This is a genomic window from Streptomyces sp. NPDC001678, assembly GCF_042892945.1.
Taxonomy (GTDB): Bacteria; Actinomycetota; Actinomycetes; order Streptomycetales; family Streptomycetaceae; genus Streptomyces.
This window is the reverse complement of the sequence record NZ_JBIAUP010000005.1, coordinates 159908-181964: the sequence shown is the minus strand read 5'-3', so window position 1 is coordinate 181964 and position 22057 is coordinate 159908. Positions and strand designations below refer to the sequence as shown.

The 22057-nt window shown below is 71.2% G+C and carries 17 protein-coding genes and 1 pseudogene; 5 read left to right on the top strand and 13 right to left on the bottom strand.

All coding sequences use genetic code 11. The annotated features are described in order from the left end of the window. The 3 genes from glpK to ACFYZR_RS12600 all read right to left on the bottom strand — a co-directional run bounded on the left by glpK (position 1) and on the right by ACFYZR_RS12600 (position 3486). Complete coding sequence (glpK, locus tag ACFYZR_RS12610; RefSeq protein WP_391908967.1) at positions 1-1536, bottom strand: glycerol kinase GlpK; 1536 nt, start codon at positions 1534-1536, stop codon at positions 1-3. A 44-nt stretch (positions 1537-1580) separates the two neighbouring features. Next, positions 1581-2363 carry an MIP/aquaporin family protein gene (locus tag ACFYZR_RS12605; protein WP_311612628.1) on the bottom strand — a complete coding sequence of 261 codons (783 nt, stop codon included), beginning with the start codon at positions 2361-2363 and terminating at the stop codon, positions 1581-1583. 358 nt (positions 2364-2721) lie between these two features. Then, positions 2722-3486 carry an IclR family transcriptional regulator gene (locus tag ACFYZR_RS12600; RefSeq protein ID WP_126913448.1) on the bottom strand — a complete coding sequence of 255 codons (765 nt, stop codon included), beginning with the start codon at positions 3484-3486 and terminating at the stop codon, positions 2722-2724. 302 nt (positions 3487-3788) lie between these two features. Between ACFYZR_RS12600 and metH the strand changes: the two genes are divergently transcribed. Together metH and ACFYZR_RS12590 are read left to right on the top strand one after the other, a co-directional pair. Further along, positions 3789-7295 carry a methionine synthase gene (metH, locus tag ACFYZR_RS12595; protein WP_391908963.1) on the top strand — a complete coding sequence of 1169 codons (3507 nt, stop codon included), beginning with the start codon at positions 3789-3791 and terminating at the stop codon, positions 7293-7295. Between the two features lie 100 nt (positions 7296-7395). Then, positions 7396-8520 (top strand): alpha/beta hydrolase family protein, encoded by a 1125-nt coding sequence (locus ACFYZR_RS12590; RefSeq protein WP_391908960.1) that lies wholly within the window; start codon positions 7396-7398, stop codon positions 8518-8520. A gap of 19 nt (positions 8521-8539) precedes the next feature. On the opposite strand, the gene ACFYZR_RS12585 is transcribed toward ACFYZR_RS12590, so the two are convergent. The 5 genes from ACFYZR_RS12585 to ACFYZR_RS12565 all read right to left on the bottom strand — a co-directional run bounded on the left by ACFYZR_RS12585 (position 8540) and on the right by ACFYZR_RS12565 (position 12542). Then, the gene (locus tag ACFYZR_RS12585; protein WP_391908958.1) at positions 8540-9964 is read right to left on the bottom strand and encodes an FAD-dependent monooxygenase; all 1425 of its coding nucleotides are present in this window, start codon (positions 9962-9964) and stop codon (positions 8540-8542) included. Positions 9965-9973: 9 nt separating this feature from the next. Beyond that, entirely contained in the window at positions 9974-10666 is a 693-nt protein-coding gene (locus ACFYZR_RS12580; protein WP_391908955.1) for a VC0807 family protein, read from the bottom strand. Between the two features lie 22 nt (positions 10667-10688). Beyond that, entirely contained in the window at positions 10689-11333 is a 645-nt protein-coding gene (locus ACFYZR_RS12575) for a TetR/AcrR family transcriptional regulator (protein WP_391908952.1), read from the bottom strand. Between the two features lie 56 nt (positions 11334-11389). Continuing rightward, positions 11390-12151, bottom strand: a complete 762-nt coding sequence (locus ACFYZR_RS12570; protein WP_391908949.1) for an SDR family oxidoreductase — start codon at positions 12149-12151, stop codon at positions 11390-11392. A 67-nt stretch (positions 12152-12218) separates the two neighbouring features. Continuing rightward, positions 12219-12542: a hypothetical protein gene (locus tag ACFYZR_RS12565; protein WP_391908947.1), complete on the bottom strand. Its 324-nt coding sequence runs from the start codon at positions 12540-12542 to the stop codon at positions 12219-12221. A gap of 239 nt (positions 12543-12781) precedes the next feature. On the opposite strand from ACFYZR_RS12565, the gene ACFYZR_RS12560 reads away from it, so the two are divergent. Beyond that, positions 12782-14032 carry a helix-turn-helix domain-containing protein gene (locus ACFYZR_RS12560; RefSeq protein ID WP_391908944.1) on the top strand — a complete coding sequence of 417 codons (1251 nt, stop codon included), beginning with the start codon at positions 12782-12784 and terminating at the stop codon, positions 14030-14032. A 96-nt stretch (positions 14033-14128) separates the two neighbouring features. Continuing rightward, positions 14129-14581, top strand: coding sequence for a hypothetical protein (locus ACFYZR_RS12555; protein WP_391908941.1), 453 nt, complete (start codon positions 14129-14131; stop codon positions 14579-14581). A gap of 403 nt (positions 14582-14984) precedes the next feature. Here ACFYZR_RS12555 and ACFYZR_RS12550 read toward each other — a convergent pair. The 5 genes and pseudogenes from ACFYZR_RS12550 to ACFYZR_RS12530 all read right to left on the bottom strand — a co-directional run. After that, positions 14985-17252: pseudogene (locus tag ACFYZR_RS12550) on the bottom strand (TIM-barrel domain-containing protein); the annotation flags it as partial. 140 nt (positions 17253-17392) lie between these two features. After that, positions 17393-18622 (bottom strand): cysteine--1-D-myo-inosityl 2-amino-2-deoxy-alpha-D-glucopyranoside ligase, encoded by a 1230-nt coding sequence (gene mshC / locus ACFYZR_RS12545; protein ID WP_391908939.1) that lies wholly within the window; start codon positions 18620-18622, stop codon positions 17393-17395. Positions 18623-18753: 131 nt separating this feature from the next. Continuing rightward, on the bottom strand, positions 18754-19575 hold the full coding sequence (locus tag ACFYZR_RS12540) for an SCO1664 family protein (protein ID WP_391908937.1): 822 nt from the start codon (positions 19573-19575) through the stop codon (positions 18754-18756). Then, positions 19539-20129, bottom strand: coding sequence for a DUF3090 domain-containing protein (locus tag ACFYZR_RS12535; RefSeq protein WP_126913456.1), 591 nt, complete (start codon positions 20127-20129; stop codon positions 19539-19541). The genes ACFYZR_RS12540 and ACFYZR_RS12535 overlap by 37 nt, the downstream gene beginning before the upstream one ends. A 106-nt stretch (positions 20130-20235) precedes the next feature. Beyond that, on the bottom strand, positions 20236-20931 hold the full coding sequence (locus tag ACFYZR_RS12530) for a histidine phosphatase family protein (RefSeq protein WP_391908934.1): 696 nt from the start codon (positions 20929-20931) through the stop codon (positions 20236-20238). A gap of 64 nt (positions 20932-20995) precedes the next feature. On the opposite strand from ACFYZR_RS12530, the gene corA reads away from it, so the two are divergent. After that, complete coding sequence (gene corA / locus ACFYZR_RS12525) at positions 20996-21988, top strand: magnesium/cobalt transporter CorA (RefSeq protein WP_391909783.1); 993 nt, start codon at positions 20996-20998, stop codon at positions 21986-21988. Positions 21989-22057: the final 69 nt, after the last annotated feature.

The following is a 22057-nucleotide window of genomic DNA, read 5'->3' as shown; positions in this document are numbered from 1 at the left end:
TTACTCCTCGTCCTCGATCCAGCCCATGGTCCGCTCGACGGCCTTGAGCCAGCTCTTGTACTCGCGGTCACGCGTGTCCGCGTCCATGCGGGGGGTCCACTCGGCGGCCCGGCGCCAGTTGGCGCGGAGTGCGTCGGTGTCCGGCCAGAAGCCGACGGCGAGGCCGGCGGCGTAGGCCGCGCCGAGGCAGGTGGTCTCGGCGACCATCGGGCGCACCACGGGGGCGTCCAGGAAGTCCGAGAGGGTCTGCATCAGCAAGTTGTTGGAGGTCATGCCGCCGTCGACCTTGAGCGCGGTGAGCTCGACGCCGGAGTCCTTGGTCATGGCGTCGGTGATCTCGCGGGTCTGCCAGGCGGTGGCCTCGAGCACGGCGCGGGCGATGTGCGCCTTGGTGACGTAGCGGGTCAGGCCCGCGATGACACCGCGCGCGTCGGAGCGCCAGTAGGGGGCGAACAGGCCGGAGAAGGCCGGCACGAAGTAGGCGCCGCCGTTGTCCTCGACGGAGCTGGCGAGCGTCTCGATCTCGGCCGCGCTCTTGATGAGGCCCATCTGGTCGCGCATCCACTGCACGAGGGAGCCGGTGACGGCGATGGAGCCCTCGAGGGCGTAGACGGGCTTCTGCTCGCCGATGCGGTAGCCGACGGTGGTCAGCAGGCCGTTGTAGGACTGGACGGGCTCGTCACCGGTGTTCATCAGCATGAAGGTGCCGGTGCCGTAGGTGGACTTGGCCTCGCCCTGGTCGAAGCAGGTCTGGCCGAAGAGGGCCGCCTGCTGGTCGCCGAGCGCGGAGGCGACGGGGACGCCGGCGAGGGCGCCGCCCTTGGCGATGCCGTAGACCTCGGCGGAGGAGCGGATCTCCGGCAGCACGGCGGCCGGGATCTCCATGGAGGAGAGGATGCGCTCGTCCCACTCCAGGGAGCGGAGGTTCATCAGCATGGTGCGGGAGGCGTTGGTGACGTCCGTGACGTGGACGCCGCCCTCGGCACCGCCGGTGAGGTTCCAGATGACCCAGGAGTCCATGGTGCCGAAGAGGATGTCGCCGGCTTCCGCGCGCTCGCGCAGGCCCTCGACGTTGTCCAGCAGCCAGCGGACCTTGGGGCCGGAGAAGTAGGAGGCCAGCGGGAGGCCCGTCTCACGGCGGAAGCGGTCCTGGCCGACGTTGCGGCCGAGCTCCTTGCAGAGGGCGTCGGTGCGGGTGTCCTGCCAGACGATGGCGTTGTAGACCGGCTCGCCGGTGTTCTTGTCCCACATCAGCGTGGTCTCACGCTGGTTGGTGATGCCGATGGCCTTGACGTCGGCGGCGGTGATGCCCGCCTTCTCGACGGCGCCGGCGACGACCTCCTGGACGTTGGCCCAGATCTCCTTGGCGTCGTGCTCGACCCAGCCCGGCTTGGGGAAGATCTGCTCGTGCTCCTTCTGGTCGACGGACACGATGCGGCCGTCGCGGTCGAAGACGATGCAGCGGGACGAGGTGGTGCCCTGGTCGATCGCGGCGATGAACGGGCCCTGGGCGTGGGTGCCGGTGGTCTCGGTCATTGGGGGTGTGCTCCTGAAGTCGGAAGGGTCTCGGCGGGTGCTGCTCAGAACGCGATCTTGTGGATGCCGGCGGCGAGGGCGGCGCCGATGATCGGGCCGACCACCGGGACCCAGGCGTAGCTCCAGTCCGAACCGCCCTTGTTGGGCAGCGGGAGCAGGGCGTGCACGATGCGCGGGCCGAGGTCGCGGGCGGGGTTGATGGCGTAGCCGGTCGGGCCGCCGAGCGAGAGGCCGATGCCGACGACGACCAGGGCCACCATCAGGGTGCCCGTGCCGCTGACCGCCAGGCCCTTGGTCAGGCCCATCGTGAGGATGAAGAGCACCAGCACCATCGTGGCGATGATCTCGGTCAGCAGGTTCTGCACCGCGTTGCGGACCTCGGGACCGGTGGAGAAGATGCCCAGCACCGGGCCGGCCTGCGGCTCGGCGGTCTGGTCGACCATGCCCTCGTGGGGGTTGAGGGACTTGACGATCTCCGGGTCGGTCAGGTGGGCCTGGAACTGGCCGTAGTAGGCGAGCCACACCAGCGTGGCGCCGGTCATGGCGCCGAGCAGCTGGGAGCCGATGTACAGCGGTACGTCGCTCCAGTCGACCGCGCCGTCGAAGGCGAGGCCGAGGGTGACGGCCGGGTTGAGGTGCGCACCGGACTTGGCGCCGATGTACGCGCCCGCCAGTACGGCGAAGCCCCAGCCGAACGTGATGGCCAGCCAGCCCGCGTTCTGCGCCTTTGAACGCTTCAGGGTGACGGCGGCGCACACGCCGCCGCCGAGCAGAATCAACACTGCGGTACCGATGAACTCACCGGTGAAGATGTCGGAGCTGGACACCCGCGACTCCTTTGTCCTTCGTCCAGGGGAAGACGAACCGCGGGTTTCCGGCGGTCCGAGCCCTCCGTGAGGGCGGCGATCGGTCCCGTGGCACTGCACACCATAGCGAATATTGTCGGTAGGTGTTCGACAATGCCGACCGATGCACGGCAGTTTTCTGCACGGTTAAGAGCACGTCAAGGGTTCTGTGACCGGAAACTCTCGGCCAACTGGCCGTAAATTTACGTTCGGATACCGACCGGTAACGGCCCGGTCTCAGCGGCCCCGAAGGGGACGCTCCTAAACGCTTTTGCGAACCGGACGGACCGTTTTCCGGGGGCCGCGAACACGGGTGCGACCCCCTTTAGGAAAGCGATCTTCAGAAGCGCCCGGCACCGAGGTCGCGGGAGACGGCGCGGGCGCAGTCGCGTACCGCCGCGACCAGCCGGGCCTGGAGCTCGCCCGCCTCACAGACGCGCTCGACGGCGCCCGTGATGCCCACCGCGCCGACCGGCATCCGGCGCCGGTCGTGGATGGGGGCCGCGAGCGAGGCCACGCCCGCCCAGGTCTCCTCGACGTCCGACGCCCAGCCGCGGGCCCGGGTCAGGTCCAGCACGCCCTCCAGATCGGGCATGGCCGTCACTGTCGAAGGGGTGAACGCCTCGCGCTCGGCGTCGGCGACCTCGGCGTGCGCCACCGGGTCGTAGGCGCACAGCACCTTGCCCAGCGCCGTGCTGTGCAGCGGCTGCATCGCGCCGACCTCCAGCACCTGGCGGCTGTCGTCGGGCCGGAAGACATGGTGGATGATCAGGACGCCCTGCTGGTGGAGCACGCCGAGATAGACGCTCTCGCCGCTGGAGCGGGCCAGGTCGTCCGCCCAGACCAGGGCGCGCGCCCGCAGCTCGTGGACGTCCAGGTAGCTGTTGCCCAGCCGCAGCAGTTCGGCGCCGAGCTGATAGCGCCCCGAGGCGGGGTCCTGCTCGACGAACCCCTCCTGCTGCAGCGTGCGCAGGATGCCGTGGGCGGTGCCCTTCGCCAGACCCAGCGCGGAGGCCACGTCGGACAGACCGAGCCGTCGTTCACCGCCCGCGAGCAGCCGCAGCATCGCCGCCGCCCGTTCCAGTGACTGGATGGTCCGTGCCATCGAGCACCCTCCTTGAACACCCGCGCCGCCCGGCTGTATCCGTTTGTATCCGTTCGGCAATGCTGAACACTATCGGCCGATGCCGACCAGGGGATACCCGACAGCAGGCCAGACCATGATCACCGACAGGGGTCGTACGGCCGAATCCGGCCGAGGGAGAAGGATCGGGCCCCGGTCCACCGAGTGGTCCAGACCGTGGACGCCCCTCGGCCTCCCGGCCCCCCGAAGGCTAGGCTGGCGGCGTGCGCCCTCTTCAGCGAGGGCGCAAAGCCGACAGCCGTCGCACACCCGGGAGCACATCCATGGCCTCGCTTACGCCATCGACCGTCCGTTCCGCCCGAATCGCGCAACTGCGCGAGGCCCTCGCCACCCGAGTGGTGGTGGCCGACGGGGCGATGGGCACGATGCTCCAGGCGCAGGACCCCAGCCTCGAGGACTTCCAGCAGCTCGAAGGCTGCAACGAGATCCTCAACGTCACCCGGCCGGACATCGTGCGCTCGGTGCACGAGGCGTATTTCGCCGTCGGCGTGGACTGCGTGGAGACCAACACCTTCGGCGCCAACCACACGGCCATGGCCGAGTACGACGTCGCCGACCGCGTCCACGAGCTGTCCGAGGCGGGCGCCCTCATCGCCCGCGAGGTGGCGGACGGATTCACCGCCGACGACGGCCGGCAGCGCTGGGTGCTGGGCTCGATCGGCCCCGGCACCAAGCTGCCCACCCTCGGCCACATCGGCTACACCACGCTCCGCGACGGCTTCCAGGCCAACGCGGAGGGCCTCCTCGCCGGCGGCGCCGACGCCCTGATCGTCGAGACCACCCAGGACCTGCTGCAGACGAAGGCCTCGATCCTGGGCGCCCGGCGCGCCATGGCGGCCACCGGCCTCGACGTGCCGCTGCTGTGCTCGATGGCCTTCGAGACGACCGGCACCATGCTCCTCGGTTCCGAGATCGGCGCCGCGCTGACCGCGCTGGAGCCGCTCGGCATCGACATGATCGGCCTGAACTGCTCGACCGGCCCCGCCGAGATGAGCGAACACCTGCGCTATCTCACCCGCCACTCCCGCATCCCGCTGCTGTGCATGCCGAACGCGGGCCTGCCCATCCTCACCAAGGACGGCGCCCACTTCCCGCTCGGCCCGGAGGGCCTGGCCGACGCCCAGGAGAACTTCGTCCGCGACTACGGCCTGTCCCTCGTGGGCGGCTGCTGCGGCACCACCCCCGAGCACCTGCGCCAGGTCGTCGAACGCGTCCGCGGCCTCACCCCGCCCGGGCGCAGCCCCCGGCCCGAGCCCGGTGCCGCGTCCCTCTACCAGACGGTCCCCTTCCGCCAGGACACCTCGTACCTGGCCATCGGCGAGCGCACCAACGCCAACGGTTCGAAGAAGTTCCGCGAGGCCATGCTGGACGGCCGCTGGGACGACTGCGTGGAGATGGCCCGCGAGCAGATCCGCGAGGGCGCGCACATGCTCGACCTGTGCGTGGACTACGTCGGCCGCGACGGCGTCGCCGACATGGTGGAGCTGGCCGGCCGCTTCGCCACCGCCTCCACCCTGCCGATCGTGCTGGACTCCACCGAGGTCGAGGTCATCGAGGCGGGCCTGGAGAAGCTCGGCGGCCGCGCTGTGATCAACTCCGTCAACTACGAGGACGGCGACGGCCCCGATTCCCGCTTCGCCAAGGTCACCCGGCTCGCACGGGAGCACGGAGCCGCCCTCATCGCGCTCACCATCGACGAGGAGGGCCAGGCCCGCACCCCGGAGAAGAAGGTCGAGATCGCCGAACGGCTCATCACCGACCTCACCGGCACCTGGGGCATCCTCGAGGACGACATCCTCATCGACTGCCTGACCTTCACCATCTGCACCGGCCAGGAGGAGTCCCGCAAGGACGGCATCGCCACCATCGAGGCCATCCGCGAGCTCAAGCGCCGTCACCCGGACGTACAGACCACGCTGGGCCTGTCGAACATCTCCTTCGGCCTCAACCCGGCCGCCCGCATCCTGCTGAACTCCGTCTTCCTGGACGAGTGCGTGAAGGCGGGCCTGGACTCGGCGATCGTCCACGCGAGCAAGATCCTGCCCATCGCCCGCTTCGACGAGGAGCAGGTCACCACCGCCCTCGACCTGATCTACGACCGCCGCGCCGAGGGCTACGACCCGCTGCAGAAGCTGATGGCGCTGTTCGAGGGCGCCACCGCCAAGTCCCTCAAGGCGGGCAAGGCCGAGGAGCTGGCCGCCCTGCCGCTGGAGGAGCGGCTCCAGCGCCGCATCATCGACGGCGAGAAGAACGGCCTGGAGGCCGACCTCGACGAGGCCCTGCAGGCCCGCAAGGCCCTCGACATCGTCAACGAGACGCTGCTGGCCGGCATGAAGGTCGTCGGCGAGCTCTTCGGCTCCGGCCAGATGCAGCTGCCGTTCGTGCTCCAGTCGGCCGAGGTGATGAAGTCGGCGGTGGCCCACCTCGAACCGCACATGGAGAAGTCCGATGCCGACGGCAAGGGCACGATCGTCCTGGCCACGGTGCGCGGCGACGTCCACGACATCGGCAAGAACCTCGTCGACATCATCCTGTCCAACAACGGCTACAACGTCGTCAACCTGGGCATCAAGCAGCCGGTCTCGGCCATCGTCGAGGCCGCCGAGGAGCACCGCGCCGACGTCATCGGGATGTCCGGCCTGCTGGTGAAATCCACCGTGATCATGAAGGAGAACCTGGAGGAGCTCAACCAGCGCAAGCTGGCGGCCACCTACCCGGTGATCCTCGGCGGGGCGGCCCTGACGCGCGCCTATGTCGAGCAGGACCTCCACGAGATCTACGAGGGCGAGGTCCGCTACGCCCGGGACGCCTTCGAGGGCCTGCGCCTGATGGACGCGCTCATCGCCGTCAAGCGCGGAGTGCCGGGCGCGACGCTGCCGGACCTCAAGCAGCGGCGCGTACCCAAGCGGAACGTGGCGGTGCTGGAGGTGGACGAGCCCGAGGGCGCCGTCCGCTCGGACGTGGCGGTGGACAATCGCATCCCGGAGCCGCCGTTTTGGGGCACGCGCGTCGTCAAGGGCATCCCGCTGAAGGACTACGCGTCCTGGCTGGACGAGGGCGCGCTGTTCAAGGGCCAGTGGGGCCTGAAGCAGGCCCGCACGGGCGGCCCGACCTACGAGGAGCTGGTGGAGACCGAGGGCCGCCCCCGGCTGCGCGGCTGGCTGGACAAGCTCCACACGGAGAACCTGCTGGAGGCGGCCGTCGTCTACGGCTACTTCCCGTGCGTGAGCAAGGGCGACGACCTCGTCCTCCTCCACGAGGACGGCACCGAGCGCACCCGCTTCACCTTCCCGCGCCAGCGCCGCGGCCGGCGGCTGTGTCTGGCGGACTACTTCCGCCCGGAGGAGAGCGGCGAGCGGGACGTGGTCGGCCTCCAGGTCGTCACGGTCGGCTCGCGGATCGGCGAGGCGACGGCGGAGCTGTTCGCGGCGGACTCCTACCGCGACTACCTGGAGCTGCACGGCCTGTCGGTGCAGCTGGCGGAGGCCCTGGCCGAGTACTGGCACGCACGCGTCCGGGCGGAGCTGGGCTTCGGGGGCGAGGACCCGGACGACGTGGAGGGCATGTTCGCCCTGAAGTACCGGGGCGCCCGCTTCTCCCTGGGCTACGGGGCGTGCCCCGACCTGGAGGACCGAGCGAAGATCGCGGCCTTGCTGGAGCCGGAGCGGATCGGGGTGCACCTGTCGGAGGAGTTCCAGCTGCACCCGGAGCAGTCGACGGACGCGATCGTGATCCACCACCCGGAGGCGAAGTACTTCAACGCGCGGTAGCGCGGTGCTGTGCTTTCCCGGGGGTTACCCCCTTATGGGGGAGCCGTCTGGATCCTGAGGAGGACGCCGGGAGCGACCGTACACGGCTAGCGTGACGATCATGTCGATGATCACTACACGCAGGTCGCTCCTGGCGGCCGCGCTGCTGACCGCCTTCGCCGCCCCGCAGATACCGTCCGCCGCCGTCGCGGCACCCCGGCCCGCCATCACCGGCTCCACGGCCGAGGTGCCCGCGCCGGCGACGCGGGCGCCGATCGGTACGAAGACGCTGCATCTGGTGGACACTTCGCGCCCCGACCCGTGGAAGCCGGAGGCGGGCCACCGCGAGCTCATGGTGTCGCTGTGGTACCCGGCGCTGCCCTCCACCGGGCCCAAGGCCCCGTACGTGTCGAAGGAGTTGTCGAAGAAGATCCTGGGCAGCGAGGTCGCCGCCACGGTACGGACCCACGCGACCCTCAACGCGCCGGCCGCCCCGAAGGCGCGGCCCCTCGTCGTCCTGTCGCCCGGTTTCGGCATGAGCCGCCTCACGCTGACCGCGCTGGGCGAGGACCTGGCCTCGCGCGGATACGCCGTGGCCGCGATCGACCACACCTATGAGGCTCCGGTGGAGTTCCCCGGCGGCCGCATGGAGGACTGCCTGATCTGCGACAAGCCGGGGCTCCCCGTGATATCCAACCGGGCCGAGGACATCTCCTTCGTCCTCGACCGGCTGACGGCCCCCGGCAGCGGCCTGCGCGTCGACCGCGACCGCATCGGCGTGGCCGGGCACTCGATCGGCGGGGCGAGCGCGGTGGAGGCCGCGCGCACCGACCGGCGGGTGAAGGCGGCCGTGAACATGGACGGCAACTTCTTCAACGAGCCGTCCACGGACCTGAACCGCCCGGTCCTGCTCCTGGGCGCGCAGCGGGCCGACGACAAGGAGAACCGGCCCGACTGGGAGAAGACCTGGCGGCACCTGACCGGCTGGAAGCGCTGGCTCGACGTCGCCGAGGGCGGCCACCTCACCTTCACCGACGGCCCGTGGCTGGTGCAGCGGTTCGGCATGCCGCCGGCCCTCCCGGCGAAGGACGTGCCCGTGGCCTTCGGCACCCTGAAGGCCGACCGGGCGACGGCCCTCACGCGGGCGTATGTGAGCGCGTTCTTCGACCGGCACCTGCGCGGTGTGCCGAGCCCGCTGCTGGAGCGGCCGTCGGCGGCGTACCCCGAGGTGGCGTTCCTGAAGTAGGGGCTCGGCGAGCAGGGGTTCAGTCCCCCGGCCCGAACCACCGCTCCAGCGCCGCCCGGAGCGACGCGTCGTCCCCCGCCGGTCCGGCCCAGCACACGTACCCGTCGGGCCGGACCAGCACCACGTCCGCGCCGTCGACGCCCTCGGGCGCGGGCCCCGCGTCGACGCGCCCGGCCCAGGCCCGCGCCGCCCCGGCGTCGGGGCCGAGCAGGGCGCCTCGCCCCGTCGCCAGCCGGACGGGCAGCCGCGCGCCCAGCAGGGAGTGGCCGGGCGCGTCCGGCATGTCGTAGCGGATGTCGATGCCGGAGATCATGCCGGCGATCCGCCGGTTGGCCTCGGGCATCGCGAGGACGTCGCCGAGGATGCCGCGCAGGGCGCGCACGTCGTCGTCCGGCCACATCAGGGCGCCCTGGGCCCGGGTGTTCGCCAGGACGCCCGCGCCCACGGGGTGCCGCTCGGAGTGATAGGTGTCCAGGAGCCGTTCGGGCATCCGCCCCCGGACGACCGCGGCGAGCTTCCAGCCGAGGTTGAAGGCGTCCTGCACGCCCAGGTTCATGCCCTGGCCGCCCGCCGGAAGGTGGACGTGCGCGGCGTCGCCGGCCAGCGTCACCCGGCCGGTGACGTAGCGCTCGGCCTGCCGGGCGGCGTCGGTGAACCGCGACGCCCAGCGCACCTCGAGGAGCCGGGGCCGGAAGCGCTTCGCCATCGCCAGCGCCGCCCGGACCTCGTCGTCGGGGACCGGGTCGTCCCGGTCGTGCTTCTGCTGCTCCTCGCCCGCGAAGAGGAAACGGTGGACGCCGTCGCCGAGCGGGATCAGGAACACGTCGTCGCCGAAGCGCTCGTCGGGATTGGGCACCCGCCATTCGGTGGGCAGCGCGTCGTCCTCGGCGAGCAGCACGTCGGCAACGACGAGGGAGTAACGGCCGTCCCGGCCGGGGAAGCCGACGCCGAGCTCCTTGCGGACCCGGCTGCGGCCGCCGTCCGCGCCGACGAGATGCGCGGCGCGCAGCCGCCGCTCGGTCCCGTCCGGTGCGGTGACGGTCGCGGTGACGCCGTCGGCGTCCTGGCTGAACCCGGCGAGCTCGTGGCCGCGCAGTACGGGGATGCCGTACGTGACGAGGTGCTCCTCCAGGAACTCCTCGACCCGGGCCTGCGGGATGCCCACCTGGTACGGGAAGGCGGTGCCCAGGGCCGTGTAGTCCAGGGGCAGCCCGGCGAAGTGGCCGCCGGGCAGGGTGGTGACGGCCCGGTCGAGGACGGGGTCCAGCCAGCCGCGCATGTCCAGCATCTCGGCGGTGCGGGGCTGGAGGTTGAGCGCCTTGGACTGTCCGGTGCGCTCAGGCAGCCGTTCCAGGACGACGGCGCGGACGCCGGCGAGGCCCAGTTCGTTGGCGACGGTCAGGCCGGTGGGCCCGGCGCCGACAATGATGACGTCCGTATCCATGTGTTCCCCCTAGGCCTTCAGCCCGTGCCGGGTGATGTACCGGTTGTGGAAGACGAGCAGCCCGGCCAGGACGACCAGCCACTGGACGGTGCTCAGCGTCGGCACCAGGTCGACCGGCGCGGTGAGCGCCAGCACGACGCGGACCCCCGCGTCCAGGGTGAGCACGGTGCCCCAGACGGCGGTGAGCACCCGGATGGCCCGGCGGAACGGGGCCTCCGTCTCCCAGCGGGCCTCCCACTCGCGCCAGCCGGTCTCGCCGACCTTCGCCACCACGATCGCCTGGGCCATCGTCATCATGAACGGCCGCCGGGTCAGGAGCGTTCCGAGCACCCAGAACCCGGCGAGGGCGGCGATCCAGCTGTCCCGGACGAGCAGCGTGCGCGGATCGCCGGTCACCATCGACATCAGCGCCCCGAGGACCATCAGGGTCAGCGTGAAGACCGCCATGACCTCCACGCGGCGGCGCTTGACCATCCCGTACACGAGCCACGGCACGGCCAGGAGACTGCCGACCGCCAGCGCCGCCCACTGGCTCACACCGGCGGCGCGCAGCCCGTAGTAGCCGCCGAGCGGCAGGGCGAGCTCGAAGACGAGCTGGAGGACGAGGAGCTTGCGGAGGGCGGCGGTCTTCTGCGCCTGTGTCCGCGCCGGCGCCGCCTCCCTCTCGACGGACCGGCTCGTCTGTTCCTGCGTTCCCATCATGCATTCCCCCCGTTTGTCTTTCCTACAGTTCTTTCCTGGTGGCGCGGTCGAAGAGGTCGGCGAGCTCGCGGCCGCAGGCGACGGCGTCGAAGTCCGGGTCCTTGGCGGCGCGGCTCACCACGCCGTCGATGGCCCCCCGGAGTGCGACGGCCATCACGCGCGGGTCGAACTCCCCGAATTCGCCGGCCTTCTGGGCCTCACGGAACAAGTGCGTGTGCGTGTCCACGAGCGAGTCCATCGCGGCGCAGAACTCCCGCATCGAGGAGTCCTCACCGCGGACGTTCCCCATCACCTCGACCACGGCGGGGAGATGCTTCGGGAACTCGCCGATGAGCTCGATGTTCGACTCGATGAAGGCGCGGAGCCGCCCGGAGGCCGTCGTCTGTGCCTCGATCCTCGGGATCATGTACCCGTCCGCCACCCGGAACACCTCGGCGACGACCTCCCGCATGAGGTCGTCCTTGCCGGCGAAGTGGTACGAGATCATCCCCGTGCTGCTCAGCCCGGCCCGCTCGGCGATCCGGGTGAACGTCGCCTTGGCGTAGCCCACTTCGGCGATGACCTCGATGGCGGCCCCCACGATCTGGGCCCGCCGGGCCGCCTCGGTGAACGTACGGGACGACGTCCCCTCCGCCTCCTGCTTGGCCGCACTGTTTCTTGCTCGCATGAGCAAAAGGAGCGCGCGTTTGCTCGGCCGAGCAAGAGTCGGCTCGCACATCCGGGTCAACTGGCCGTCCCGACCAGCCCTCCGTTGACGAAGAGGGTCTGCGCCGTCACCCATTTGGCCTCGGGCGAGACCAGGAACCGGACGACGGGCACGACGTCGTCGGGGTCGCCGATGTCGCCGTTGACGCTCATGCTCTTGAGCCAGGCGATGTTCTCGTCGGTCTCCGCCGGATAGAAGAAACTGGTCTTGAGCGGCCCGGGCGCCACGCAGTTGACGGTGATCCCGCGCCCGCCGATCTCCTTCGCGAGCGACTTGGTGTAGTGCTCCACGGGGCTCTTGCTGCCGGCGTAGCCGCCGTAGGTGGGGGCGGTGACGCCCACGATCGTCGTGATGAGGTTGAGGACGCGGCCGTGGTCGGCCATCTTCGTGGCCGCCTCCTTCATCAGGAAGAACGGGATCTTCGCGTTGATCGCGAACATCCGCTCCCACTCGTCCTCGGTGAACTCCGCGATGGGCTTGCGGACGATCATCCCGGCGGTGTTGACGAGGATGTCCCACTGCCCGAACGTGTCGATCGTCGCGTCGACGAGCCCCGTCACCTCCTCGACCCGGGTCAGATCACCCTGCCGGGTGGCGGCCCCCACCCCGTACCCGGTGAGCTTCCGGGCCACGTCCTCGGCCTGGCCCCGCTTGGAGTCGCTGTTGTAGTGCACCATCACATTGGCGCCGTCCTCGGCGAGCGCGGCGGCGAACCGCGCCCCGAGATTCGCGGACCCGCCGGTCACGATGGCGGTCTTGCCGTCCAGGGCACGGGGCATGCGCTTCTCCTCGCGGGCACGATCACGGGCCCCCGGCCCATTCTTGGCCAGACCGACGCGATACGCACTATTTCGCCCGGGCGTCCGGTGCGTCCGGGACGCGCGTCACGTCCGACAGCGCGTCGAGGGCCCGGAGCCACGGATACGAGGCGATCCGCGCCTCGCCCGTACCGGGGTCGTGGGGAGTCCACTCCCCCTCGCCGTAGAGAACGCGCACTCCTGAGCCACGCAGAATCTCGATCGACCGGCGCGTCGCCGGGTGGGAATCGAGGGCGGAAGACCAGAAGGGCCCCGCGCGACGCCAGTCGCTACGGACCGGACGGCCCGACGCGGCCTCCAGGGCCGGGCGGTCGATGAAGTCGCCGTCCGCGGCGGCCCGGGTGGCGATCACGCAGACGTCTCAGCCACGATCGGTCGCGGCCGTCACCAGACGGACGGCGTCCCTGGCGGGGTTTGCGGCACAGACGACGACGTACAGGACCTTGCGATCGGCGGCAGGAGTGGCCATGCGTCCATCCATGTCGGGGCGAGCGGGACGTTCATCCGACAACAGGCTTCGTAGGCACGTCAATCACAGCCCCTCCTCCCCATACTCTGCTCATGACGAGCCGTTCGGAGAGGGGCGGGACCGTGCCATCTGATGCCATCGACGCGCCGTACACCGACCCGCTGGCCTTCGGCCAGCGGCTGCAACTGCTCCGCACCCGCAGAGGAATGACCCGGACGGTGCTCGCCGGACTGCTCGGCAGGTCGCCCTCGTGGGTGAAGGCCGTCGAGTGCGGGCGGCTCAAGACGCCGAGGCTCGATGTGATCCTGCGCATCGCCGAGGTGCTGCGCGTGCGCGAGCTCTCCGAGCTCACGGGCGACCAGGGCACGCGCGTGGACCTCTTCGTCGGGCCCGGCCACGCGCGGCTGCCCGCCGTACGGGACGCCGTCAACGCGTTCCCGTACGGTACGGACGAGCAGGCTCCCCCGACGGCAGAGCTGCGGGCACGGCTGTCGGGCGCGTGGCGGGCACGTCACTCCTCGCCCAACCACCGCGACGTCGTCGGCGCCCTGCTGCCCGGCCTGATCCACGACGCCCAGCTCTCCGTCCGCCAGGCCGACCAGGCCGCCGACCGGCGAGCTGCGCAGTCGGTGCTCGCCGAGGTGTACGGCCTCAGCCAGTTCTTCCTGGCCTACCAGCCCGACGCCGCCCTGCACTGGCGTGTCACCGATCGCGCGATGACCGCCGCGCAGGAGTCCGAAGACCCGCATGTCATCGGTGTCGCGGCCTGGCTGGCGGCGCAGGCGCACCGGGACTCCGGCCCCGCGCACTTCGACGCCGCCGACGCCGTCACCATGAAGACGCTGCGCTTCCTGGAACCCCTGCTGCCCGATGCCCCGGACGACGTCCTCGCCATCACCGGCGCGCTGCGCTTCGAAGCGGGTTACACCGCTGCCCGTCGCGGCGACAGCGGCACGGCGTGGCGTCACTGGGACACCGCCCGCGCCATGGCCGACCGCCTCCCCGCCGACTACTACCACTCGGTCACGTCCTTCTCCCGCGCCGTTATGGGCGCCCACGCTGTCACCGTCGCCGTCGAGCTGCACGCGGGCGGCGAGTCCGTTCGCCAAGCGGCGGCAGCGGACGCGCTGGCCATCCCCTCACGGCCCCGGCAGGCCCGCCACCGGATCGAGGAGGCACGCGGCTACCGGCTCGACGGACAGCACGAGGCCGCGCTCGCCACGCTGGACAAGGCGTTCGAGACCGCCCCGGAGACCATCCGCTACAACGGCTACGCCCGGACGATCGTCCTCGAACAGTCCGAGTCGAAGAGCCCTGCCCGCCGCAAGCGAGCGGCACAACTGGCCGTGAAGATCGGCCTGCTCGCCGCATAAGCCCCTGCGGAAGGGGGTACGGGCTGTGCCCCCTCCCCGCACGGGCCCGGCCTACGGTCGCCTTCGGATCCGTCACGGAAGATCTGAAGGAGCATCGTGCACACCGCTGTCACACACTGGCTCGCCCAGGCCGCCACCGACCCCGAGACCACCCTCAGACTCTGGGACATGGGCGGCACCTCCCCGCTCCTCACCGGGCGGCGGTGGGACGCGGTCCGGCTGAACTTCACCCTGGGCACGGCGGCCGTGTCCGAACTCAAAGCAGACTCCGACCCCATCGGCCCCTACCTCATGAGCGACACGGAACGCGCCATGCGGTGGCTGCTCCCGCTCGGTACGAGCTACCGGTTCGCCGGAATGGACGGCGTCGTCGTCTACCCCACCGACTGGGCCGTTCTCGCGCCGCCGCCCGCCAGGTGCGTGGGCGGCCGGGCCTGGGTGCTGCCGCAGGAAACAGCAGGACAGGGCCGCCGCCCGGTTCTCACCTCCGCCGAACGCCTCCTCGCCGCGATCGACACCGCCCGCCACCGGCTCGTCCGCAAGGCATAGCGCCGTACCCGGCGCGTCGTCGCACGCCACCTGCCCCGCCTCCGCTACGACCGTCTGACAGCGGCAATCACCGCTCCCCCACCGCCGACCCTTGAGAAAACCGATGGCGCTTCCCAAGTACGACCAGACCGCCGCCGACATCGGGGAGGGCACCACCCGGTACGTGGAGCCGACGACCGGGCGGCACGCCCGTACCGGCCGCGACTGGTGGACGGCCAGCCTCGCCACCGAGGAGGATCGGGAGCTCCTCCGGCTCGACGCCCCGCCGCCGCGGCCGAGGTGCGGCACCTGGCGTACGACGCCGAGGGCCGCGCCCTCGCCTACGAGGTGGGCATCAGCCCGGCCGGCCGCTGGACGCGGACGGACGAGTACCCGATGGGCGGTTGAACAGCGGGCCTCAGCGCTTCAGCGCCACCGTCAGCGCCCGGTCCGTCGGCCGCGTCCCCGTCTTCACCCTCGCCATACCTCCCCGGTCGCCGGCGTCGTACCACCAGCCCGACTCCGCCGCCTCGAATGCCGCCTTCGATTCCAGCCTCGGCAGTTCCCGGCCGTCCAGCGAGACACCGTTCGGCGCCGCCGTGCCCGTGTGGACCGTGAAGTCGTACGGGCGGGCCGTCTGTTTGCCGCGGAAGTCGCCCCGGGAGGCGTCAAGGGTCAGGGTGACGTCGCCGGAACCCACCTCGCGGACCGTCAGTTTCTGCTCCGCGTAGGCGCCCATGCGGTGGGCGCGGGTCACGCCGTCGTCCTCGTAGAGGGTGAAGGAGGACGTGCCCTGGGGGCGGGGGTAGACGTCCCAGGCCACGGGGGAATCCCCCGTCCGGTCCTCGTACGAGCGGATTCCGGGCCACATCGGGATGTTCGCGCCCGCCTTCACGAAGAGGGGGAGGGTGTCCAGCGGGGCGCGATAGCCGTCGACAGTCGTCGGGCCCTCGTAGACGCGGCCCGTCCAGTAGTCGGTCCACTTCCCCTTGGGGAGGTAGATGCCGTTGCGGACGTCCGTGTCCTCGTAGACCGGGGCCACCAGGAAGTACTCGCCCGTCAGGAATTCGTATTTCGCCGCGTCCGACGCCGCATTCGGGTCGTCCGGGTATTCCAGTGCCAGCGGGCGCACCGGGCCGACGCCCGTGCGGTTCGCCTCCGCCGCGTAGGAGTACATGTACGGCAGCAGGGATTCCTTCAGTTTCAGGTATTTGCGGTTGATGGTGGTGTACGGATCGCCGTACCGCCAGGGTTGTTTGTCGCTCGGCGCCCAGCCGTCCATCGTCATCACGGCGGGCAGGAACGCCTTCCACTGGAGGTCGCGGACATAGGTGCGGGGGCTGCCGCCGAAGATGCCGTCGACGTCGCCCGTGGTGTAGGCGAGCCCGGACATCGTGGCGCCCGCGTAGGTCGGGATCTGCCAGCGGATGTAGTCCCAGGAGCCCTTCTGGTCGCCGGACCACTGCACTCCGCAGCGCTGGGCGCCGGACCAGCTCTCGGGGGCCCAGGTGAAGCCGCGGGCGTCGCTGTTGTCCTCGATGCCCTTGTAGGCGTCCTTGCAGCCGTCGAGGGCGAATTTGTAGCCGTCGCCGACCCAGGCGACGTCGAGTTTGGCGACGCGCTGGCCTGCCTTCACCTGGTCGGCGAGTTTGCCCAGGCCGTCCTCGGTCCACAGGCCCATTTTCATCCGGCGGTCGCCGAGGCCCTTGTTGGCGTCGGCCAGATTCTCGTAGCCGCAGCCGTAGCCGTCGTTGACGAGCATCCAGCCGAGCGGCATGTCGTGGCCGACGTATCCGTCGGCGACTTTCAGGGCGTCCAGCGTGCGCCGTTCACCGCGGTTCTTGTTGTGCAAGTAGCAGTCCGAGTCGCCGATCTCCAGGCCGTACAGCGGCGGCAGGAAGGGGCGGCCGGTGAGCCTGGTGTATCCGCCGATGACGGCCTTCGGTGAATTCCCCGCGAAGTAGTACGCGTCGAAGCGGCGTTCCTTCTCGCTCGTGGTCACCGGGTCGGCGAAGGAGTACGTACCGGGGGCGTAGGTGTTGCGGTAGACGCCGTAGCCCGCCGAGGAGAGGTAGAAGGGGACGGAGTTCGGGTGACCCCCGTCGTTCCAGTTGTAGTCGACACCGACCTCGACGGTCTTTCCCCGGTGCGAGGTGCTGCCGCGCCCGTTCTGCATTCCGGCGCCGTAGAACTGCTCGTCGGCGCCGCGGGCGAGGCTCTGGGTGGTGGTGTCGTCCGTCCAGGTGATGCCCTTGGTCTCGGCCCACAGGCGGCTGCCGTCGGCCCGGTGGAGGGCGAAGCGCAGGGGCTTCTTGTACGCGCGCAGGGTGACCGCGGACGTGCTCAGCTCGTAGCGGTCGCCCCGGTCCCGCCAGTGGGTCGCCGGGGGCGGGCCCTGCCGCTGAACGATGTCCTTGCCCGCCGGGTCGGTGAAGGTGCCGTCGGGCGCCAGCTCGATGCGGAAGGTGTCGGCCGCCACGAAGCTCACTCGTGCCGCCGCCTCGCCCGCGCGGAAGTGGAAGACGGGGCCGGCGGTCGAGAAGCCCGTGATGTCGCCGACGGTCCGTTCACCCGCAGCGGAGGACGCGGCCTGTACGGGCTCCACCGGGCCGGCCGTCGCGGCCGCCAGGCCCAGGAGGGCGCCCGCCACCGCCGTTCTCAGACGTAATCGATACCTCAGTCGATGCCTCATGTCCGCGTGCTTAACGCACCCGTCACTGGCGTCACCATGGACTCGCGTAGCCCGCCCATGGACTTATGTACGCCGAATACGGCGAAGGGGCGCCCCGCGTCGCCGCGGAGCGCCCCTGAAGGACAGTCGGACTCAGCCCGTCAGAGCGCCACGCCCAGCAGCGCGTCGACCGCGCGGGATACCAGGCCCGGCGCCCCCTCGTCCGTACCGCCGTCGGCGGCCTGGGCGGCGGCCCAGCGGTCGACGGCGGCCAGGGCGGCCGGGGAGTCGAGGTCGTCGGAGAGGGCCTCGCGGATCTCCGCCACCAGCGCGTCGGCGGAGGGTCCGTCCGGGCGCGAGACGGCGGCGCGCCAGCGGTCCAGGCGCTCCACGGCCTCGGTCAGGACGGAATCCGTCCACTCCCAGTCGGCGCGGTAGTGGTGGGCGAGCAGGGAGAGGCGGATGGCGGCCGGGTCGACGCCGTCGCGGCGCAGCGCGGAGACGAAGACCAGGTTGCCCTTGGACTTCGACATCTTCGCGCCGTCGAGGGCCACCATGCCGGCGTGGACGTACGCCTTGGCGAAGGGGTGCTCGCCGGTGAGCGCCTGGGCGTGCGAGGCGCCCATCTCGTGGTGGGGGAAGATCAGGTCGGAGCCGCCGCCCTGGACGTCGAAGCCCATGCCCAGGTGCTCCAGGGCGATGGCGACGCACTCGATGTGCCAGCCGGGCCGGCCGGGGCCGAGCGAGGCGCCGTCCCAGCTGGGCTCGCCCGGGCGGGCGGCCATCCACAGCATCGGGTCGAGGGGGTTCTTCTTGCCCGGGCGGTCCGGGTCGCCGCCGCGCTCGGCGGACAGCAGGCGCATCGCCTCGGCGTCGAGGTGGGAGACGCCGCCGAAGGCGGGGTCGGCGGCGACGGAGAAGTAGATGTCGCCCTCGAGCTCATAGGCGGCACCGGCCTCGCGCAGCCGCTCCACCAGCGGGACGATCTTGGGTATCGACTCGACGGCGCCCACGTAGTGGCGCGGCGGGAGCATCCGCAGGGCGGTCATGTCCTCGCGGAAGAGCGCGGTCTCGCGCTCGGCGAGGGCGGTCCAGTCCTCGCCGTCGCGCACGGCCCGCTCCAGCAGCGGGTCGTCCACGTCGGTGACGTTCTGGACGTAGTGCACCTGCCGCTTGGTGTCGAGCCACACGCGCTGCACGAGGTCGAACGCGTTGTAGGTCGCCGCGTGTCCCATGTGGGTGGCGTCGTACGGCGTGATGCCGCACACGTAGATACGGGCGACGGGACCGGGAGCGAGGGTCACCCGCTCGCCGGTCGCGGTGTCGTGGATCCGGAGGTCGCGGCCACTGCCGGGCAGGGCGGGAACCTCAGAAGCGGGCCAGGCATGCATGTCCTGAGCGTAACCGGATGCGAGTTCCGGATACGAACCGGGCGGGCGGGTTGGCCGAAGTTCCGTTCTTGCGCGGGGCTTCCCACATGTGTATTCCCGTGCGCCGGCCCGGAAAGATCACACCGGAACGATCACACCGGCGGCCAGGGGATCGCCGGCCACTGCCCGCTCGGCTCGCGATGGCGTCCCGTCCGCAGCAGATCCGCCACTCGGCCCCGCAGCGCCTCCAGCTCCGCCGGAGTGATCAGTTCCGCCAGCCGGCCGGCCAGCGGTCGGCCCTCCTCCAGGTCGGCCGAAAGCCGCCGCAGGGCCTCCAGAGCCTCCTCCGGCAGCGGTTCCCCCGCCCATCCCCACAGCAGCGTGCGCAGTTTGTCGTCCGCGTTGAAGGTCACACCGTGGTCGATGGCGTAGAGCCGGCCGCCGGGGGCGGGCAGCAGATGGCCGCCCTTGCGGTCACCGTTGTTGATCACCGCGTCGAGGACGGCCAGCCGCCGCAGCCGTTCGTCGTCGGCGTGGACGAGCAGCGCGGTGCGGTCCTCGCCCACGTCGGCGAAGCCCACGGCCTTCCAGCCGGGGCCCGGTTCCTCGCCCTCCACCAGGGCGAGGAGGGACTCCTCGTCGGCCGACGCCTCTATCCACAGCTGGCACATGCCCTCGCCGTAGGGCCCGTCGCGCAGCACGGTGGGCGGGACCAGGCCCCACCCCATGGCCTCGGAGAGCTCGTACGCGGCGACCTCGCGCTGGGCGAGGGTGCCGTCGGGGAAGTCCCACAGGGGCCGCTCCCCCGCGACGGGCTTGTAGACGCAGGCGGCGCTCACGCCCTCGTACTCGACCGTGCAGTACAGGACCGCGTTGGAGGCCTCGCGGACCCGGGCCCGGACCGTCAGCTCGCCCTTGGCCAGGAGCTCGTGCGGGGTCACGCTCCCCGGCGGTATCCGTTCTGGCGCGGGCATACGTGTCCCTCCGGGTCGAGCGGCAGGCTGCACAGCGGGCAGGGCGGCCGGCCGGCGTTGACGACTTCGAGCGCGCGCTTGGCGAAGGCGCGGGCCATGGTGCCGGTCAGCCGGACGCGGAGCATGGGCGGGCCGTTCAGCTCGTCCTGGAGCAGCCGCTCCTCGGCCTCGGCGAGGTCCTCGTCGGTGCCGGCCTCCAGCTCGACGAGGGCCTGGGCCTCCACCACCATGCGCTCGCCGTCGCCGTCCCAGGCCAGGGCCATGGTGCCGACGCGGAACTCCTCCTCGACGGGGGTGTCCAGCGGGGCGGAGTCGGCGAGCTCGACCGGGGCCACGGCCGGCACCGGGGCGTTGCCGCCGGTGCGCCGGACGACCTCGTCCAGCAGCTCGTCGATGCGCTCGGCGAGGGCTTCGACCTGGGCCTTCTCCAGCGCCACGCTGGTGACGCGGCCGGCCGCGCTGGCCTGGAGGAAGAAAGTACGGCGGCCCGGCAGCCCGACCGTACCGGCGACGAAGCGGTCCGGTGGGTCATAGAGGAACACCTGACGGGACAACGTCCTGCTCCATGGGGTTCGGAGGTCACTTGGGGTTTGCGTTCCGGCGCGGGAGCGGGGCGGTGGCCCCGGAGTTCCCGCGCCACCACCCTACTGCTCGCGACGATCACGGTGCTCCCGCACCGCCCCCTACCGCCGCGTCCGCGCCCTCGCCGCCCGGGACGGCCGGCCGCGGGACGAGGGCCGTGAGGTCGCCGGTGTCGCCGAGGCGCAGCAGATAGGGCCGCAACCGGGTGTAGCGGATCGCGGTGACCGAGCAGGGGTCGGCGGTGATCCGCTGGAACTGGTCGAGGTGGAGGCCCAGGGCGTCCGCGACGACGGCCTTGATCACATCGCCGTGGGTGCACATCAGATAGGCGGCGTCGTCGCCGTGCTCGCGCTCGACGCGCTCGTTCCACCCCTGGACGGCGTCCACGGCGCGCGTCTGCACGGCGCGCAGGGACTCGCCGCCGGGGAAGGCCGCGGCGGAGGGGTGGCGCTGGACGACCTCCCACAGCGGTTCGCCGGCCAGCTCGGTGAGCTTGCGGCCGGACCAGTCGCCGTAGTGGCACTCGGTGATCCGCTCGTCGGTGTGGAGCGGCAGCCCGGGCCGGGCGGCGAGCAGCGGGGCGAGCGTCTCGCGGCAGCGCAGCAACGGGCTGGTGACGACGGCGGCGAGCGGGACGTCCGCGAGGCGGGCCGGGAGGGCGGCGGCCTGGGCCGTGCCCCGTTCGTCCAGGGCCACTCCGGGCGTCCGTCCGGCGAGCACTCCCCCGGTGTTGGCGGTCGACCGGCCGTGCCGGACCAGGATCAGCGTGGGCATGACCGTCAGCCTACGACCACCGTCCGGGCCGCGGCGGGTGTACGGCGGACGGATGAGCGGCAGAATGGCGGGTGTGATCGTGGACTGTGCCATCTACCGGCACGGGGAGCGCACCGAGACCCCGGCCGAGCTGGCGGACGCGCTTCAGGCGGCCCGCGCCGAGAGCGAGTCGTTCGTCTGGATCGGGCTGTACGAACCCACCGAGAAGGAGTTCGGCCTGGTCACGAGCGAGTTCGGGCTGCATCCGCTGGCCGTGGAGGACGCGCTCAACGCCCATCAGCGGCCGAAGCTGGAGGTCTACGACGACTCGCTGTTCATGGTCCTCAAGCCCGTGGTCTACGACGACGTACGGGACACGGTGACCACGGACGAGGTGATGGTCTTCATCGGGAACTGCTTCGTGGTGACCGTCCGGCACGGCGAGGGCAGTCCGCTGGGCGAGGTGCGCCGGCGGCTGGAGCGGGATCCGGACATACTGCGGCACGGGCCGACGGCGGTGCTGTACGCGGTGTGCGACGCGGTCGTGGACCACTACACGGACGTGGCGATCCTGCTCCACGCGGATCTGGACGAGCTGGAGGCCGAGGTGTTCGCGCCGCTGGGCGAGGACGTGCGGCACACGGCGTCGCGGATCTACTCCTTCAAGCGCCAGGTCGTGGAGTTCCGCCGGGCGATACTGCCGCTCGTCGAACCGCTGGCGCGGCTGTCCGCGACGGAACTGCCGTTCGTGGACGAGAAGTCCTGGCCGTTCTTCCGTGATGTGAACGACCACCTGGCCCGGGCGAACGAGTCGGTGGAGGGTCTGGACCGGCTGCTTTCGGACATTCTTTCCGCTCATCTCGCGCAGATGGGGGTCCAGCAGAACGACGACATGCGCAAGATCTCGGCGTGGGCGGCGATGGCGGCCGTACCGACGATGATCGCCGGGGTCTACGGGATGAACTTCACCCATATGCCGGAGCTGCGGCAGCCGTGGGGCTACCCGGTGGTGGTGGCGCTGATGGCGGGGCTGGTCGGCTGGCTGTACCGGCTGTTCAAACGGCGCGGGTGGCTGTGAGCGGCATGGCCGGGCGCCGCCTCGCCGGGTGCCGCCTGGCCGTGTGCCGTCGGACCGGGTGTCCCTGGC